Annotated in this window: 21 protein-coding genes; 6 read left to right on the forward strand and 15 right to left on the reverse strand. The window is 36.3% G+C overall.

All coding sequences use genetic code 11. The features are described 5' to 3' along the window. The first annotated feature begins 95 nt into the window (after positions 1–95). Both HR057_RS05790 and ytrI read left to right on the forward strand, forming a co-directional pair. Complete coding sequence (locus HR057_RS05790; protein ID WP_173730490.1) at positions 96–431, forward strand: YtrH family sporulation protein; 336 nt, start codon at positions 96–98, stop codon at positions 429–431. Then, entirely contained in the window at positions 431–931 is a 501-nt protein-coding gene (gene ytrI, locus HR057_RS05795) for a sporulation membrane protein YtrI (protein ID WP_173730491.1), read from the forward strand. The genes HR057_RS05790 and ytrI overlap by 1 nt, the downstream gene beginning before the upstream one ends. A 55-nt stretch (positions 932–986) precedes the next feature. On the opposite strand, the gene HR057_RS05800 is transcribed toward ytrI, so the two are convergent. Beyond that, positions 987–1,934 carry a DHH family phosphoesterase gene (locus HR057_RS05800; RefSeq protein ID WP_173730492.1) on the reverse strand — a complete coding sequence of 316 codons (948 nt, stop codon included), beginning with the start codon at positions 1,932–1,934 and terminating at the stop codon, positions 987–989. 136 nt (positions 1,935–2,070) lie between these two features. On the opposite strand from HR057_RS05800, the gene HR057_RS05805 reads away from it, so the two are divergent. After that, complete coding sequence (locus HR057_RS05805; protein WP_173730493.1) at positions 2,071–2,382, forward strand: YtpI family protein; 312 nt, start codon at positions 2,071–2,073, stop codon at positions 2,380–2,382. A 23-nt stretch (positions 2,383–2,405) separates the two neighbouring features. On the opposite strand, the gene HR057_RS05810 is transcribed toward HR057_RS05805, so the two are convergent. Together HR057_RS05810 and HR057_RS05815 are read right to left on the reverse strand one after the other, a co-directional pair. Next, positions 2,406–3,716, reverse strand: coding sequence for a DRTGG domain-containing protein (locus tag HR057_RS05810; RefSeq protein ID WP_173730494.1), 1,311 nt, complete (start codon positions 3,714–3,716; stop codon positions 2,406–2,408). Between the two features lie 144 nt (positions 3,717–3,860). Continuing rightward, a complete protein-coding gene (locus HR057_RS05815) occupies positions 3,861–4,550 on the reverse strand; it encodes a metal-dependent hydrolase (protein WP_173730495.1) in 690 nt (229 codons plus the stop codon). Positions 4,551–4,752: 202 nt separating this feature from the next. Between HR057_RS05815 and HR057_RS05820 the strand changes: the two genes are divergently transcribed. Next, on the forward strand, positions 4,753–5,850 hold the full coding sequence (locus HR057_RS05820; RefSeq protein WP_173730589.1) for a M24 family metallopeptidase: 1,098 nt from the start codon (positions 4,753–4,755) through the stop codon (positions 5,848–5,850). Positions 5,851–5,960: 110 nt separating this feature from the next. On the opposite strand, the gene ald is transcribed toward HR057_RS05820, so the two are convergent. Next, positions 5,961–7,079 carry an alanine dehydrogenase gene (gene ald, locus HR057_RS05825; RefSeq protein ID WP_173730496.1) on the reverse strand — a complete coding sequence of 373 codons (1,119 nt, stop codon included), beginning with the start codon at positions 7,077–7,079 and terminating at the stop codon, positions 5,961–5,963. Between the two features lie 231 nt (positions 7,080–7,310). Between ald and HR057_RS05830 the strand changes: the two genes are divergently transcribed. Beyond that, positions 7,311–7,766: a universal stress protein gene (locus HR057_RS05830; RefSeq protein WP_173730497.1), complete on the forward strand. Its 456-nt coding sequence runs from the start codon at positions 7,311–7,313 to the stop codon at positions 7,764–7,766. 40 nt (positions 7,767–7,806) lie between these two features. Here HR057_RS05830 and argH read toward each other — a convergent pair whose 3' ends face one another. Both argH and HR057_RS05840 read right to left on the reverse strand, forming a co-directional pair. Next, positions 7,807–9,183, reverse strand: coding sequence for an argininosuccinate lyase (gene argH / locus HR057_RS05835; RefSeq protein ID WP_329955844.1), 1,377 nt, complete (start codon positions 9,181–9,183; stop codon positions 7,807–7,809). After that, positions 9,180–10,388, reverse strand: coding sequence for an argininosuccinate synthase (locus tag HR057_RS05840; RefSeq protein WP_173730499.1), 1,209 nt, complete (start codon positions 10,386–10,388; stop codon positions 9,180–9,182). The genes argH and HR057_RS05840 overlap by 4 nt, the downstream gene beginning before the upstream one ends. Before the next feature lie 241 nt (positions 10,389–10,629). Here HR057_RS05840 and HR057_RS05845 point away from each other — a divergent pair, with 241 nt between their 5' ends. Further along, positions 10,630–10,947 carry a hypothetical protein gene (locus HR057_RS05845; RefSeq protein WP_173730500.1) on the forward strand — a complete coding sequence of 106 codons (318 nt, stop codon included), beginning with the start codon at positions 10,630–10,632 and terminating at the stop codon, positions 10,945–10,947. Positions 10,948–10,980: 33 nt separating this feature from the next. Here the strand turns inward: HR057_RS05845 and HR057_RS05850 are convergent, their stop codons facing one another. The 9 genes from HR057_RS05850 to sppA all read right to left on the reverse strand — a co-directional run bounded on the left by HR057_RS05850 (position 10,981) and on the right by sppA (position 18,174). After that, positions 10,981–11,493, reverse strand: a complete 513-nt coding sequence (locus HR057_RS05850; RefSeq protein WP_173730501.1) for a MogA/MoaB family molybdenum cofactor biosynthesis protein — start codon at positions 11,491–11,493, stop codon at positions 10,981–10,983. Positions 11,494–11,513: 20 nt separating this feature from the next. Then, positions 11,514–12,350 (reverse strand): EcsC family protein, encoded by an 837-nt coding sequence (locus tag HR057_RS05855; protein WP_173730502.1) that lies wholly within the window; start codon positions 12,348–12,350, stop codon positions 11,514–11,516. 94 nt (positions 12,351–12,444) lie between these two features. Further along, positions 12,445–13,632, reverse strand: coding sequence for an acetate kinase (locus HR057_RS05860; RefSeq protein ID WP_173730503.1), 1,188 nt, complete (start codon positions 13,630–13,632; stop codon positions 12,445–12,447). Positions 13,633–13,707: 75 nt separating this feature from the next. Beyond that, entirely contained in the window at positions 13,708–14,688 is a 981-nt protein-coding gene (locus HR057_RS05865; RefSeq protein ID WP_173730590.1) for a class I SAM-dependent methyltransferase, read from the reverse strand. 95 nt (positions 14,689–14,783) lie between these two features. Further along, the gene (gene tpx / locus HR057_RS05870; RefSeq protein WP_173730504.1) at positions 14,784–15,284 is read right to left on the reverse strand and encodes a thiol peroxidase; all 501 of its coding nucleotides are present in this window, start codon (positions 15,282–15,284) and stop codon (positions 14,784–14,786) included. 106 nt (positions 15,285–15,390) lie between these two features. Beyond that, positions 15,391–15,861 carry a GerW family sporulation protein gene (gene ytfJ, locus HR057_RS05875; protein ID WP_173730505.1) on the reverse strand — a complete coding sequence of 157 codons (471 nt, stop codon included), beginning with the start codon at positions 15,859–15,861 and terminating at the stop codon, positions 15,391–15,393. Next, complete coding sequence (locus HR057_RS05880; protein WP_173730506.1) at positions 15,797–16,534, reverse strand: DUF2953 domain-containing protein; 738 nt, start codon at positions 16,532–16,534, stop codon at positions 15,797–15,799. Before HR057_RS05880 ends, ytfJ begins: the two co-directional genes overlap by 65 nt. A gap of 70 nt (positions 16,535–16,604) precedes the next feature. Beyond that, complete coding sequence (locus HR057_RS05885) at positions 16,605–17,144, reverse strand: RDD family protein (RefSeq protein ID WP_329955845.1); 540 nt, start codon at positions 17,142–17,144, stop codon at positions 16,605–16,607. Between the two features lie 19 nt (positions 17,145–17,163). After that, positions 17,164–18,174 carry a signal peptide peptidase SppA gene (gene sppA / locus HR057_RS05890; RefSeq protein ID WP_173730508.1) on the reverse strand — a complete coding sequence of 337 codons (1,011 nt, stop codon included), beginning with the start codon at positions 18,172–18,174 and terminating at the stop codon, positions 17,164–17,166. Positions 18,175–18,265 lie beyond the last annotated feature (91 nt).

Below are 18,265 nucleotides of genomic sequence, written 5' to 3' on the forward strand. Positions count from 1 at the left end.
AAAACAAACATACTTCGCCTTTTTTGTCCATATGTATTAATAGATTTAACTTTGTTCAACGGGCTTACACTTCTTTAGTTCAGGGAGATGGCATGATGGAACAAGAACGCTTTATGGCAACAATGATCAACTGTTATTTTATTGCCCTCGGTATTTTATTGGGCGGCTCTTTAATCGGAGGGATTGCTGCTTTTCTGATTGGGGAACCTCCACTTACAATGATAGGAAGAATTGCAAAAAGCTTAAAAATATGGGCAATTGTTGCGGCTATTGGCGGAACTTTTGATGCCATTACGAACTTCCAGCGCGGTTTATTTGATGGGGTGCCCCTTGATATTTTTAAGCAAGTCCTTTTAATTGTTTCTGCCATGGGTGGAACGCAAACTGCTTCAAAAATAATTAGCTGGCTCATACAGGAGAATGTTTCGTAATGAGAATCCCGCCTTTTTATCTAAAACAATCTTGGCAACGATTGTTGGCCGGATTTTTTATAGGATTCCTCGCCGGCTTCCTTGTTTTTTTATTTATGTATGGCCATGTGCAAGACAAACAAGTCCAATTAATTATGGAACAGCAAGCAAAAATTAAACAATTGGAAAGAGAGAAAGAGATTTGGCAAAAAGATTATGAAAAGTTAAATGAAGAAAACAAAAAGAAATTAATTATTGAAGAAATTAATATTTATTTTACAAATGAAAAGAAATTGATGCTCAATGAATTTACAAAATTCAACTTGCAGCAAGCGATTAAAGAAGATATTAATACGATCATCAAAAAAGATATTGAAACGGTCGCTGAAAATGTAAAATTACTTATCAACACGATTGAAAATAAGACGATCACACTAGAAGAACAAAATTATCGTCTAAAAGTAGAGCAGCTCCATTTATTTACAAGACTTGATCTCTATTTAAAAATTGAGATTCAGTAATAGGGGACGGTTCCTTTTTTACTACTAAAGAACCGTCCATTGCTTCAAATATCATTTATTCCTTCTTAAATTCCAAGCAAGCTTTTTCTAAATCTGCAATGATTAAATTTCGATCCTCCCAATTGTATATCGTAGCTCCCGATGCGAGTGGGTGGCCCCCTCCATTGTATTTTTGGGCAATCGTATTTACAATCGGTCCTCTTGAGCGAAGACGCACACGGATTTCTTTGTCTTCTTCAATAAAGAATACCCATGCTAACACATTTTCAATATTTCCTAATGTTCCAACTAATTGGGAAGCATCAGCAACTGTAACGTTAAATTTTTCGAGCATTTCTTTTGTGATCGAAATATGAGCAACCCCTGATGGTGTATGAACAAAGTTTTGCAAAATATATCCTTGCAAATGAGCGACCTCTAATTTCGTATTATAAAGTCCGTCGTACAATTCTGTCCGATTAAAATTATACTCTAACAAATCAGCGGCATATCTAAATGTTTTTATATTAGTGCTCGGAAATAAAAATCTTCCTGTATCTCCGACAATGCCGGCATACATTAACCGTGCCGCTTTTTCATTCATTTTTAATCCTTTATCTTTTCCAGATAAATAAAATTCATAAATTAACTCACTGGTTGAACTGGAAGTTGTATCAACCCATATAAGATCGCCATATTGATCATGGTTTGGATGATGATCAATTTTTATGATCTTTTCACCGAGTTTATACCGTTGATCGCTTATTCTTTCTTGATTGGCTGTATCACAAACAATAACTAAAGCTCCTTCATAAGTTTCATCAGCTATTATGTCCATTTCATTTAGAAATCGTAAGGAATCATACATTTCTCCAACAACATAAACTTTTTTATCCGGAAAAGATGCTTTTAAAATTTCAGCTAATCCACCTTGGGAGCCTATTGCATCTGGATCAGGACGTACATGGCGATGAATAATAATCGTATCGTATTGCTTAATGATTTCCAAAATCTCTGCTTTCATATGATCCTCCATTTATTTAGCTATTTTTTATTATCATTGTTCAACAACAGTCAAATCAATTAAAATTAAACATAGACTTTCTTTTAATGGTACAATAAGTTACGTAAAAAGAGAAATATAATATGGAGGAATTTACATGCCTATCTTTGCCGTACTTTCCGTTCTATGTATCACTGCATATGTTTTTTTCAGGATTAAATATTTTCGCATAAAACTACCATATTATCGACAATGGACATCAAGTAAAGCAACAATCGCATTAGGTCTTTTTATGTTTTTCTTCGGACTTGATCAATTAATTATTTGGAGAGATAAAGTCGCTATTATCGTAGGCATCGTTTTTGCGGTTGTTGGTTTGGTGTATGCGTACCAAGGATACAGAGCTTTTAAATATTACCAAGTGAAAGCGATAGAAGAAGCTGAAGAACAATATAAAAATAAAGGCTGACAAATATGCCAGCCTTTTTCTTTCTATCGATCAATCAATTGAGCCATCAATAAGGCTTTTCCTACATTTTTGCCATCTTGATAAACATCGACATCAACCTTCCCGAACTTTCGTCCCACTTCCAACACTTTTGGATGTATTTCCAACGTCGTATCGATTTGAACAGGCTTAATAAAATAAATCGTTAAATTTTCAATAACTAAATCGCCTTTTTTATAATTGCGCAAAACACGGCTTCCTGCCTCGGTGACAATCGTTGTAAAAACCCCGTAGGAGATAGTGCCGAGATGGTTCGTCATTTGCGGTGTAACTTTAATAAGATAAGAATGTGGAGGGCCATCATTGTTTTCTGAAAACTGGCTTGTCACAATATCGTCAATTGTATCGCCAACTTGAGGCTGTCTCTGAATCACCTGCAACGCTTTTAACACATCTTGACGGCTGACAATTCCAAGCAATCGATTATGATCATCAACAACCGGCAAAAGTTCAATTCCTTCCCAAACCATTAGGTGGGCAGAATTGGCTACCGATGTACGGGCATTGACAGTGATCGGATTTTTCGTCATCACTTTTTCAATTGGCAACTGCCGGTCAACCCCCATAATATCTTTCGAAGTGACCATTCCATACACTTTCATATTTTCATCTACAACCGGGAAGCGGCTATGCTTTGTTTCTGAATTTAATTCATACCATTTATCAACCAAATCTGTTGTTTTCATAAAAAATGTACGATCAACAGGTGTTAATATATCGTCAACTACAACAATTTCTTTTTTTATGAGTTGGTCATAAATGGCCCGGTTAATCATTGTGGCTACTGTAAATGTGTCATAGCTTGTTGAGATAATCGGCAGCTTTTTCTCATCGGCCAACTGCTTTACTTTTTCTTCAGCATCAAAACCGCCTGTTATTAGAACGGCTGCCCCTGCTTTCAATGCTTCTTCATGAGCACGATCGCGGTTGCCCACAATTAATAAATCTCCGGCCCCAACATACCTCAACATCGCCTCTAATTTCATCGCACCAATTACGAACTGATTTAAAGTTTTATGTAGCCCTTCTTTTCCTCCTAAAACTTGCCCATCAACAATATTTACAATTTCAGCATAGGTTAACTTTTCTATATTTTCCTTTTTCTTTTTTTCAATCCGAATCGTTCCAACGCGTTCAATAGTACTAACTAATCCTTTATTTTCAGCATCCTTGATCGCTCGGTACGCTGTTCCTTCACTAACATTTAAATCTTTTGCCACTTGCCGTACGGAAATTTTATGACCAACTGGCAATGATTCTATATGCTGCAAAATTTGTTCATGCTTTGTCGCCAACTCAATCACCATACCTTCAGCGAAATAGATTTGAAATCAATCATTCGCAATATATCTTTTATATTATACCTTGGCGATAGAGTTGACTTCAATGCATTGCCGTGATAAATAGTAGTAGTTTTGCTAAAATTTTATGAACAATTTTTATAGTTCTATAAAATCACCAGGTTTTAATAGTTTTCCATTAATATTTTGTTGTGAAAGTCTGGAAACAAATGCCTCTCCATCTTGCTGAATGACTGGGAACGTGTTAAAGTGGATTGGCACGACCGTTTTCGCTTTGACCCATTGAGCGGCAATCAGAGCATCATCTGGTCCCATTGTAAAGTTATCACCAATTGGTAAAAACGCAACATCAATTTCGTTCAGTTCCCCAATTAATTTCATATCGGAGAATAGCGCTGTATCGCCTGCATGATAAATTGTTTTTCCTTCGTTTGTAAATAAAATTCCTGAAGGCATACCGGTGTAAATAATTTCTTTCGTATCATCTTTTATAAATGATGAACCATGAAATGCTTGTGTAAACTTAACTTTTCCAAAATCAAATTGATAAGAACCGCCAATATGCATCGGATGTACTTTCAATCCTTGCCAGCCTAAATAAACAGCTAATTCATTAGGAGCAACTACAAGAGCATCATTTCGTTTTGCTAGTTGCACTGTATCTCCGACATGATCCCCATGACCATGAGTTAATAGAATTGCATCTACCTTTAGTTCTTCTGCGTTTAAGTCACTTAATCCATTTCCGGTAATAAACGGATCGATAATGATTCGTTTCCCTTCCGTTTCAATCAAAACAGCAGCATGACCATGATAAGAAACTTTCATTTGTATTCGCCCCTTTGCATTATTTTTTCATTCAATTACTCATATACAACAAAAATCTTTAAAATTCCTTTAATTAATCCTTCATTATTTTAATAAATTTACATCCATCTGTTCAAATTTGGAAAACGCTTGGATTGTGCTTCCATATATTTTAAAATATTTTATCAAATGATTATTTTAGAAAAAGAGGGGATCTTTAATGGTGCAAAAACGAATTAGTGAACTAGTAAAATGGATGAAACAAAAAGATATAAGTGCCTCGCTTTTAACATCAACAGCCAATATTTTTTATATAAGTAATTTTTATACGACACCACATGAACGAGTTGCCGCAATTTTCCTTTTCCAAGAAGAAGAACCATTTTTAATTTGTCCGAAAATGGAAACTGGTGAAGCTAAAGCAAGCGGTTGGGGTTTCGAGATTATAGGTTATAGTGATACAGATAATCCATGGGAACTGATTCAAAAAGCGTTCCAAAAAAGAAACTTAAACGTCAATACGTTGGCAATTGAAAAAGAACACCTCAATGTTAGCCGCTGTGAAAATTTACAATCTATTTTTCCAAATGTAAAGTTTGAATCTTTAGAAGAAATCATGCACGAACTCCGTTTAATCAAAGACGAAAAAGAAGTTAGTTTATTAAGAGAAGCGGCAAAGCTCGCAGATTTAGGTGTAGAAATCGGTATCAGTGCTATTAAAGAAGGGAGAACAGAATTAGAAATCGTAGCAAAAATTGAATATGAGTTGAAAAAGAAAGGCGTTAAAGATATGGCTTTTTCAACAATGGTCTTGACTGGCAAAAAAACAGCATCCCCTCACGGTTCACCAGGCCTTCAAGACATCCGAAAAGGAGACCTTGTCTTATTTGATCTTGGTGTCGTTTTAGATGGCTATTGTTCTGATATAACCCGCACTGTTGCCTATTACTCTATTAATGAAAAACAGAAAGAAATTTATGATACTGTCTTAAAAGCTCAATTAGCCGCCCTAAAGGAATGCAAACCGGGAATTGAAATCGGAAAAATTGATCAGGTCGCTCGAGATATTATTACTAAAGCAGGTTATGGGGAATATTTCACCCATCGAATTGGACATGGTCTTGGTATTGATGTCCATGAATACCCTTCCATGCATGCAGCAAACAAAAATCTATTAAAAGAAGGGATGGCATTTACAATCGAACCAGGAATTTATGTTGCTGACGTTGGAGGCGTTCGTATTGAAGATGATATTATTATTTCAGCTGACGGAGCAGAAGTGTTAACGAATTTCCCGAAAGACCTGCAAATTATTAAGTAAATCGTTAAGAAATGAAATAAAGAAAGTGAAGAAAAGACATTCAATTTTCTCCACTTTCTTTCTCCATATTCCACAATTAAGCAGCTATTTCTTAAAAGTTTCGTACTTATTTACTTCTTCAATAACTCTAATGGGTCACAATATTCTAAGCCGTGTGCTTCAGCAACAGCTTTGTATGTGACATACCCATTCAACGTATTCAACCCTTTTAATAAGGCTGTATTTTCTAAGCAAGCGTTTTCAAAACCTTTATTAGCAATTTGTAATGCATAAGGTACAGTTACATTTGTTAAAGCAATGGTTGCTGTATGTGGCACTGCCCCTGGAATATTAGCCACTGCATAATGGACAACACCGTATTTTTCATAGGTAGGATTTGAGTGAGTTGTAGCATGATCGATCGTTTCTACAATACCGCCTTGGTCTACGGCAACATCAACAATAACCGAACCTTTTGGCATCGACTTAACCATTTCTTCCGTGACAAGCCGCGGTGCACGGGCTCCCGGAATGAGTACAGCTCCAATGAGTAAATCAGTCTCTTTAAGTGTTTCAGCAATATTATAAGGATTTGAAATTAAAGTTTTGATTTGATTGCCAAAAATATCATCTAATTGACGCAAACGTTCCGGACTGATATCAATAATCGTCACATCAGCGCCTAAACCAATGGCAATTTTAGCAGCATTTGTTCCAACAACTCCGCCGCCAATAATCGTCACTTTTCCTCTTTTCACACCTGGGACGCCCGATAGTAATATCCCTTTTCCCCCTTTAGGCTTTTCCAAATACTGCGCCCCAATTTGTGCAGCCATACGTCCGGCAACTTCACTCATCGGAGTAAGGAGTGGCAGCGAGCGATTTGGGAGTTCAACTGTTTCATAAGCGATCGAAACAACTTTTTGTTTTATTAATTCTTTCGTTAATTCAGCTTCTGCTGCAAGATGCAAATAGGTAAATAAAACTAAACCTTCACGAAAATAGCGATATTCTGATTCAATCGGTTCTTTTACTTTCATGACCATTTCCATTGACCATGCTTCTTCAGCAGTTTTTACAATCTTTGCACCTGCATTCATATACTCTTCATCTGAAAATCCAGAACCTAAACCTGCTCCACTTTGAACATAAACTTCGTGTCCAGAATTCACTAAATGAACAACGCCTGCAGGAGTCATTGCCACACGATTTTCATTGTTCTTGATTTCTGTTGGTACACCTATTCGCATTGATATTCCTCCCAGCTATTCTATTAAGTCAATATCACAACTATTTTAACATATTATTCAAACTGATGAGAAAAAATTTTCATGAATTACCATTATATTCATAAATCTTATTTATCCACCATTTCTTAACCAATTTGTCAATTTATTTTCAATTTTTGAACAAATTAAATTGAATTGTATGGTATAATAAATTTATAAATTACCTTACATTGCCAATGAGGGGGAATTATCATGAGTTTTTCCTATAAAAATATTTTAGTGGCAATTGATGGCTCTAAAGAATCAGAAAGAGCATTTAAAAAAGCGGTTTCAATTGCAAAAGCCAACAATGCAAAATTGATGATTACCCATGTAATTGACACAAGATCATTTGCAACTGTTGAAGCATATGACCGCACCCTCGCTGAACGTGCAGAAGAATTTGCCACAGATTTGCTTGAATCTCATAAAAAAGAAGCAGAAAAAGAAGGCGTCCAAAACGTCGAAACAATTGTAGAATACGGCTCACCGAAAGTAAGGATTGCAAAAGAAATTGCTCCAAAACATAATGCTGATCTAATCGTATGCGGAGCAACTGGATTAAATGCAGTTGAACGCTTCTTCATTGGTAGTGTTTCAGAACATATAACCCGGTATGCAAAATGCGATGTTTTAGTCGTGCGCATTGAGGGAGATGTCGAGGAATAAAGATTCATAGTAAACCTTCATAGAAAAAAAAGCGTTGGAACTATTCATCCAACGCTTTTTTTGCTTTCTCTAATGCCAATTTAACTTGTTCGAACCCCGTACCACCTAAGCTGTTCCGTCTAGAAACTACCGTTTTGGGTTGTAAAACTTCATAAATATCTTCTTCAAACAACGGGGACGCTTCTTTATACTCATCGATCGTTAAATCTAACAAAAATACACCTTTTTGAATACAATATAAAACTAATTTTCCAACAACCTCATGAGCCTCGCGGAATGGCATGCCTTTTGTTGCCAAGTAATCTGCCAATTCCGTTGCATTTGAAAAATCAGCTTTTACCGTTTGCTCTAACACATCTGTCTTAATTGTTAATGTCTCAATCATGCCCGCAAAAATTTGCAATGACCCTTTAACTGTCTTAACCGCATCGAACATTCCTTCTTTATCTTCTTGGAAATCTTTATTATAGGCTAACGGTGTTCCTTTCATGACGGTTAATAAACCAAATAGAGCCCCGTAAACCCGCCCGGTTTTTCCGCGGATTAATTCTGCCATGTCAGGGTTCTTCTTTTGCGGCATGATGCTTGAACCTGTCGCAAATGTATCATCAATTTCAATAAAATTGAATTCTGAACTAGACCATAAAATTAATTCTTCGCAAAAACGGGACAAGTGCATCATCAAAATCGATGCGTTGCTTAAAAACTCTATAATATAATCCCTGTCGCTAACAGCATCTAAACTATTTTGATAAACCCCATCAAATCCTAATAGTTTCGCAGTATATTCGCGATCTATTGGAAAGGTTGTCCCAGCTAACGCACCAGCGCCAAGCGGAGAAATATTGATTCTTTTATACGCCTCTTGCATACGTTGATAATCACGCTCTAACATCCAAAAATACGCTAAAAAGTGATGAGCTAGCGACACCGGCTGGGCTCTTTGCAAATGTGTGTATCCTGGAATAATTGTTTCAATATGTTGTTCCGCTTGTTTTACGAGCGCTTTTTGTAAAGCCCGAATCGATTCTAAAATTTCATGAACTTGATTTCTTAAATACAAGTGCACATCAGTAGCAACTTGATCATTACGGCTGCGGCCAGTATGAAGCTTGCCTCCTACTGGGCCTATTAAATCAATGAGCTGTTTTTCGATATTTAGATGAATATCTTCATAACGAACAGAATATTCTAATTCGCCGTTTTTTGCTTTTTCTAATAAAGTTTGTAAGCCAGCCTTAATTTGCTCAACTTCGTCATTCTTTAAAATCCCGCATTTACCAAGCATTGTTACATGGGCGAGACTTCCTTGGATATCTTCTTCGACGAGCTGTTTATCAAAGTGGATCGATGCTCCAAACTCATCGACCCACTCTTCGGCTGTTTTTTGGAAACGTCCACCCCAGAGCTTTTTCACACATTCACCTTCTTCTTGCCGTTTACCATGCTGTGTACTTGTGTTGGAAGACCCCATAATTTCGTAAAGCCGATCGCTGCTGTATGATCAAATGTATCTTCCGTTGTGTAAGTAGCAAGTTTTTCATTGTATAAAGAGTAGTCTGATTTACGTCCATCTACAATGGCATTGCCTTTAAATAATTTTACGCGAACAACGCCTGTAACTGTTTTTTGCGTTTCAGTTAAAAATGCTTTTAATGCGTCAGTTAAAGGTGAAAACCATAAACCATTATAAATAACTTCTTCTAATTTCATTTCTATAATTGGTTTGAAATGAGCAACTTCGCGAGTAAGTGTTAAATCTTCTAGTTCTTTATGAGCCTTAATTAAAGTTACTGCAGCAGGTGCTTCATAAACTTCACGAGATTTGATTCCCACTAAGCGGTTTTCAACATGGTCAATTCGTCCAACTCCGTGTTTTCCTGCCAATTTATTTAATGTAAGGATTAACTCATCTAATGGATAATATTTGCCATTAAGTGCAACTGGCTTCCCTTGAACGAATTCAATTTCAACATATTCCGGTGTATCCGGTGCATTTTCAATTGAATTTGTCAATTCATAAGCATCTTCCGGCGGAGCAGCCCAAGGATCTTCCAAAATACCGCATTCATTCGCACGTCCCCAAAGATTTTGGTCGATTGAATAAGGGCTGTCTAAATTGATTGGAATAGGAATACCATGTTTTTTAGCATATTCAATTTCTTCTTCACGAGACCAGCTCCACTCACGAACTGGTGCGATCACTTCTAATTCTGGATTTAATGCTGCAAATGATACTTCAAAACGAACTTGGTCATTACCTTTTCCAGTACAACCATGAGCTACCGCTTGAGCACCTTCTTGTTCAGCAATTTCCACAAGTTTTTTCGCAATTAACGGACGGGATAGAGCTGATACTAAAGGATACTTATTTTCATACATCGTATTTGCATAAAGAGCAGGAAGAACATATTGTTCCGCAAATTCATTTTTTGCATCAATAACGATTGATTTAATTGCACCAACTTTTAAGGCTTTTTCTTTAATAAAATCTAAATCTTTTCCCTCACCGACATCGAGGCAAACCGCAATTACATCATATCCTCTTTCAGCAATCCATTTGATTGCTACAGATGTATCTAAACCTCCAGAATAAGCAAGAACACATTTTTTGTTAGCCACTGCTGACTCCTCCTCAGATTCTGTATAAAGATTCTTTATATTTTATATTTATTCATTCGAAAACAAAAATGTAAGAGGAAAATCCCTCTTTGAAAGAATGTTTATTCATTAATACACTATACTCTAACAACTTTTTTTTAATTTTTCAATAGGTTTTATAAAAATTATTTTTAAAAATTACTAAGATTGGTCATCCTATGAAAATTCATGTACAATGGATAAGTAATAGGGGGAGAGTCTAATGCGGGAATATTTTCAAGAAGATTCAAGATTAGGAATCTTGTTGCCACGCTTACAAAAAGAATGGCATGAACATAGTCTTAATGAGCAACAACAAATTTTAGCTTTTTGGGAAACGGAACGAGGAAAAATTCCAGACCGTATAAAAGAGTTAGAAACAACAATTAATTCAAAACAAGCAGAATTAGATAAAGAAGAAGATTTTCGCCGTTCATGCCAGCTAAATGCTGAAATATCAGAACTGGCATCAATTATTAATGATTTATGGATTTGGTTCCGTATTGATCAAAATGTAATAGAAGAAAAAATCCATGGATAAAGTTTAAGAAGCAACGGAAACCGCTGCTTCTTTTTATTTGTTTTTCCGTATTTCACGTACGACGTGAGTAAGTTCTGGCAAAATTAATTTGTTCATCGCAAGTTTAACTGCACCGGATGAACCTGGTGTTGAAAAAATCGCTTTCCCCATTGCAACACCGGCAATCGCCCGGCTTAATATCGCTGCAGATCCAATATCCTCGGTATAACTGAGCATCCTGAATATTTCTCCAAAACCGACCATTTCTTTTTCAATAATTTCTTGGACGGTTTCAATGGTCACATCCCGTTTGGCGATGCCTGTGCCGCCATTGATTAGTATTACATCCACTTTTTCATCAAGGCACCCCATTATGATCGCACGCTTAATTTCTGCTTGTTCGTCTTTAACAATTAAATAATTCATCACTTCATGTCCGTGTTCTTGAAGCAAAGTCCTCATTAAGGCGCCGCTTTTATCGGTTTCTTCCGTACGAGTATCGCTAACGGTAATAACCATGCAGCGAACAGATTTAGGTGCTTCTTTTTTATGTTCTAAAACGCTCACGAAATCACCTCAAGACTTCTTTATTTGTTTTTATCAATTAAATATCGCATCTGATAGTAACGATTAGCAAATTCCGTTACTTGACGTGATAGCCGATAATTCATGCCAGCGCCGACAGCCATTCCGATTAACGGGAGACCTTGGATTAGTTTTTTTCTAAACATCATAATCACGATTGATTTCATTATTTGAATCAATGGTTGTTCAAGCCAACTTTCATTTGTTAATTGCTCATCTTTTTCGTAAAAATAATAAAGCTGTTCATCAAATTGCTGCGCTTCTTCTAAAAGCTTTGACCATCCTTCTGCCCGCATTCGTTTAGGTAATGTCGCCGCATGAAAGACTTTTAAAGAAGTCATCATTTCAAACGGGATGTTGACATCATATCCATATACAAGGGCAATATTTTGAACAGCTCTCAAGTTTAAAACAATAATTGCTGGAATATCTACCCCTAATAGGATGCCTCCAGTACCAGCAAGCCCGCCTTGCATAAGAGAATAAATACGGTATTTGGCAATTTGTTGATCTGCTAAATAAGAAAGCTGATCGATCGTCAACCTTTTCATATCTGATATTTTTTTGATGCTTTCATCAAGTACACGTGCAGATTTTAATAAATGCTCTTTCGCTTGTATTTGTGAATCGGACCCTTGGATAAAAGCATGAAGATGAAATAGCCACTGATCCAAGTTTTTGAAAAATTGCTCTTTAATATTTTCATCAAGCTTATTGAAACTGGCTTCCACCCACTTATCAATGGTGCGTTCGATATCGCTCGGAATATATTCGAATAAAGTACGCTCCCATGAGGCAATATCCTGATAAACCTGCTTTTCACGATCCGACCATTTCATTCAACGTCCCCCTATAATTGGATAGTACCTTCCTAACTTACTTATACTTTTATTTTGCCTTGTTGACTCACGAAATGGAAGATCAAAGAAGCTTTTATAACGCAAGACGTACAGTGTCTCTCGCAATCATAACTTCCTCATTTGTCGGGATCACAAGCACTTTCACTGGAGATTGCGGCTGATTGATGAACGCTTCTTTCCCGCGGACTTTATTTAATTCTTCATCCCAATAAACACCCATGAATTCAAGGCCTTGTAAAACACGCGCCCGGACAACATCGCTATTTTCCCCGATGCCGGCAGTAAAGATAATTGCGTCTACCCCTCCCATTCTTGCAGCATAAGATCCGATATATTTATGGATGCGAGAAGCAAACACATCGAGGGCAAGACGGGCGCGTTCATTTCCTTTTTCAGCTTCAGCCTCTATATCACGAAGGTCGCTTGAAAAACCTGAAATAGCAAGCAAACCACTTTGTTTATTAAGAACTTCTAGCACTTCATCAGCAGTTTTTCCCGTTTTTTCCATAATATACGGAATTAAAGCTGGATCTATATTTCCTGAACGTGTTCCCATCGTCACCCCGGCCAACGGTGTAAATCCCATCGATGTATCAATGGATTTCCCACCTTGTATAGCAGCTATACTTGCCCCATTTCCGAGATGACATGATAATAACCGAAGGGTATGGAGCGGTCGGTTTAACAGTTCCGCAGCACGCTCTGACACATATTTATGAGATGTGCCGTGGAAGCCGTATTTTCGAATCCCAAATTTTTTATAATATTCATAAGGCAAGCTATACAAAAAAGATTGCTCCGGCATTGATTGATGAAAAGCTGTATCAAAAACTGCCACAGCCGGAACATTTGGCAAAACTTCCTTAAACGCCCGAATACCAACAAGATTTGCTGGATTATGCAATGGCGCCAATTCAGATAATTGTTCAATCGTCTCGATAACTTCATCAGTAATTAGTACGGAGTCGCTAAATTTTTCACCGCCATGGACAACACGATGGCCAATGCCCTCGATCTCATTTAGTGAAGAAACGACATTTAGTTGAATCAATTTATCAAGAAGCATTTTAACAGCGACAGCATGGTTTGAAATGTCTGTCACTTCTTTATATTTCTCTCCATTTACAGTAATACTAAAAATGGAATCTTTTAATCCAATTCTTTCAACAAGTCCTTTTGTTAAAACTTGTTCGCTCGGCATTTCAAATAATTGAAATTTTAACGATGAACTTCCTGCATTTACTGCTAAAATTTTAGCCATGAAGCGGTCAACTCCTTTTCCTAACTCATTCTATGATGTATAAATTTTTACATGTTGACGAAATAAAAAATTTAATTATGAAAGATTGTCACGAAACCAATTTTCAATCATGCGGACCATTCCTTTCATTGCATCTTTTTTTGAAAAACTAGGAAGTTCCGCTAAGAGCGCTTGTTTCGGAGGTTGAACATTTTCTCCTCTTTTCCGTAAAATAAATATGCTTTTAGCATGTTTATGATTTTTAAACAATGATAATGGAAGTTGCAGCAATCCGATAATGACTGCATTTTTCTTAATATATTCATGCAAATTTTTGGCCGTCTCACCATCAAACATGAAATTTGGAATCATTGCTATTAAATAGCCGCCTTCTTTCAAATGGCGCAAACTTTTTTCTATGTATAAATAATGAATAAAAGAATGGCCTTCAGATGATTTTAGTTCGTATTCAGAGGCAACAACGTCATTTGGATAATAACCGACTGGTAGATCGCTTACGATTAAGTCAACGTCCTCTACGAATAAAGGCTGAAGCGCGTCCTGTCTAAACAATTCGATCTCATGCTTTTGTAAATTAGCTCCGATATAGGCCAATTTTATTAATGTTTCATCAAATTCAATGCCGTAAGCTTGAATCTTTTTTTTCGAATTATTCAATATGGCTGTTAGTAAATTTCCTGTTCCACAAGCTGGATCAAGTAAACGAAACATCTGTTTGTCGTGTGTAAATTTATCTACTAAATAGCTCATAAAAAGACAAACAGCATCAGGAGTCATTTCATGATTCGGTTGAACGGCCTCCTTCATTCCTTTTAAAATTGCCAACTGAAATGCTTTTCGAATCGTTTCGTTTGGAATTTGTTCTAAATTTATCTTTTCATACTCATTCATGAGCTTTTCTATTGTATTCTTCGATAAATTTTGCAACACTTGACCTTCAAACAAATTTTCCCCTGTTTCAGCCAAAGCTTCCAAATAAGTTTTATTACTTTCATTCATAATTAATGTCGTCGAATGGTCAAAGACTTGAAATAGTTTTTCAATATCACCAAACATTGAATCCACCTGTATCCTCCTCTCAGAAAATATTTCCGAGCAGTATTTTAACATTAGAAAAGGGCTGTCTCAATCGACAGCCCCATTTTGTCACTTTATTTTGCGTTTTTGGCAGCTTCAATAGCCGCTTCATAGTTTGGATGGTTAGTAGCTTCTGTTACATATTCTACGTATGTAACTGTATCAGAAGAATCTACTACAAATACTGCACGTGTTAATAGTCGTAATTCTTTAATAACAACCCCATATGCTTCCCCGAATGAAAGATCACGGTGATCTGATAATGTTTGAACATTTTCAATTCCATTTGCTCCGCACCAACGTTTTTGCGCAAATGGCAAATCAACACTGATTGTTAAAATTTTTACATTATCAAGCTTTGAAGCTTCTTCATTAAAGCGTCTCGTTTGCGCATCACAAACTCCTGTATCCAATGATGGTACGACGCTAATTAATCGTACATGTCCTTTTGTATCATCTAATGTTACCTCTGATAAATCATTTGCTAATACCGTAAAGTTTGGTGCTTTATCACCAACTTTTACTTCATTTCCGATAAGAGTAACAGGATTTCCTTTAAAAGTTACATTTGCCATCTATGTTTCCTCCTTGTATAAGTTTCATCACTACTCCTACAATACCACTATTTCCATATTGTTAAACCTAAAAATTTAAAAAGTTAGCATTAAGCTAACTTTTTGATTAAATAGGCAGTTGTTCATTTCCGTTATTGCCTTGAGGCTGATCTTGTTTTTCCTCCTTTAAATCTTCACCATTTTTATTATTTTTACTAATCATACTTTGAATTTTTTCTACAGCTTGCGGCGCCAAATCAAGCAGCCTTTCAAATAAGTGGGTGCTTTCATCTAAATGGATCATTTTTACACCGGAAGCATTAACAACTAAAAAAGCAATCGGTGTAATTGAAACTCCCGCTCCGCTTCCGCCGCCAAAAGGAAGGCCTTGGTTATTTCCTTCACTTCCGCCATTTTGTCCTTGTATTTGAAATTCACTACCACCGGCCGCAAAGCCGAATCCAACTTTTGATACGGTTAAAATAACACTGCCATCAGGGGTTTCAACCGGATCGCCAATGATCGTATTAACATCAATCATTTGCTTCAAGCTTTCCATAGCTGTATTCATCAAACCTTGAATTGGATGTTCTGACATGTCGTTGGCCTCCTTTTACACTTTTCCAATATTTCACGACTCTGAATGCTCCGACCATAGCATGCCCTATTCGAAACGAAAAAATACATATTAATCTGGTGGTTGCGAAACGATCTTGAAAGGATGGGGTTATCGAAAGCTGCGGCATCGTCATTAGATTCATAGCTTTGCTTAATAAACCAACAATTGTTCCTTTTGCTGACCATAATAAACCGCTTGCAATGCCAGTTTGTGCCGCATCACCTAGTCCGAATGATGTATGCCATTCAAATTTATGTATAGAAATTTTCTTCAAAAATTTTTTTACGATTTCGTGAAAGTGGATGACATGATCAATAAATTCTTTTACTTGTTCAATTTTTTTCAAAATATCATTTACAGTAATTCTTTTCGTGTTTTCCGAAATTGGTACATGACTTTTCCCAACTTTTTGCTCATTTTTTACTATTAATGACGGATGGTCCGTATCTATTTTTAATAAAGGGACATCAATTGTGTAGGAGATGAGGCCGAATAAAGCCTTTATCGTAATTTTAAAGTGATTAGATTCATTATTGTGGCTAAGATCAACTTTTATTTTCAGTTTTGTAAAGGATAGAAGAAAAAGTAACACAATAATTACTAATACTATTAATAAAAACAACATCATCCCTTCACATCCTTTCTCTACCATTATCACCCCGCAAAACTTTAAATAAACCTGCTGTTCAATGAACGAGCAGGCTTCTTTTTTATTTTTTTATTTAATATCTAGAATAGGGGATTAAAAAACCTTTCCGTTCTTGAATAACGATTGTATCAGCAAAATAATCATGCCACCCTTGTTTTTTGCTTGATAGGAGAATGGCAATAAAACCAAGGAATAAAACAGTTTTGCTAATAAATTTTCCAATTAATTCCCTAAATATAACCGTACTCCATGTTAGTTTTTGAGAATTTTCATGTATAACCTTCATCCCGAAAACCATTTTCCCGAGCGTCTGTCCGAAAAATTTTGTCATTAGAATAAAGTAAGCATACATAACAGCAGCCGTTGCTATAACGATTGTAGAGAACATGCTTGTTTCTGATAATGGGATATCAAACATGCGAAACAATGGATATATAAAAATTCGATGCAAACTCCCGACAACAACCATATCTAATATATAAGCCCATAACCGAATCCAAAAGCCAGCGAGGACAACATAGTGCTGTATTTCCGGTTTCCAATTGTCTGTTTGCTTATATTCTTTTAATGGTTCTTTTTTTTCGGTGAATGATTCATCAACGATATGATCCACCCAATTCCTCCTTTTTTCATTAACGTGTATATAAGTACATGAGACGTGGAGCATTAGGCTGGTTTAATAATTTTGCTAAACCAATGATTTCAAAATCATTTGAAAAAAGCTTGTAGCTTGCCATTTTAAACAGCGAATTCAACGAAAAAGAAGGCTCATATTCAATGACGCTGACATCGCCGATCCCTTTCAATTTTTTCATCTCTCGAATGGCATCCTCTAAATAACCGAACTCGTCAATAAGTCCAAGATCCTTCGCTTGTCTACCATCATAAATTCGACCATCAGCAATTTTTCGCACTTTTTCAACCGGCATCTTTCTTCCTGTTGCAATGACATTGACGAATTCCTCGTAAGAATGATTGACCATCTCTTGTAATATTTTTCTTTCTTCTTCCGTCATTTCTCTCGTTGGACTTAAAATATCTTTATAGGGCCCGCTTTTGATCGTTTCAAATTTTACTCCGTACCGTTTAGCTAACTCGGCATAATTGATGCTTTGAATAATGACCCCAAGCGATCCTGTTAATGTTTCAGGACTGGCAAAAATTTTGTCTGCTGCTGTTGAAATATAATAACCTCCAGATGCAGCTAGGCTGCCCATTGACACATATATTGGTTTTCTTTGTTTTTCTTTAATATCGATCAATTTATCATATATTTCTGCACTTTCGAGCACTCCGCCTCCGGGAGAATTTACTCGAATTATTATTCCTTTCACATTTGCATCCTTTTGTGCCCGGTCAAGCATTCTCATAAATGTTTTGTGACGATATCCTGGCGTTGATATAAATGATTCGACCTCCCCCGTATCTTGGATAACGCCATTTATTTCCAACACAACTATTCTTCCTTGCTCTGAACCTGCTTCAAGGACGGTTTCTGTAAATTCTTCGTCAAAATCATTAAAAAAACTAACTTGCCATTCATCTATTTCTTCAAATGCTAAAGATGAAAGTACATTGACACCTAAAGAAAAGAAAAAAAGTAAAGTTGCTAATCCTAAAGCCATCCATCGTTTACTGTTCATAAAATACTCCTTTAGCATAGAATTTGATAAAAAAATATTTGAAAAAAGTTTCTTCAAACTTTATCTTAAAATAGTGCACCAACCCCTTGTA

Origin of the sequence: Calidifontibacillus erzurumensis (assembly GCF_013303125.1) — a bacterium.
GTDB classification, from domain to species: domain Bacteria; phylum Bacillota; class Bacilli; order Bacillales; family Bacillaceae_J; genus Calidifontibacillus; species Calidifontibacillus erzurumensis.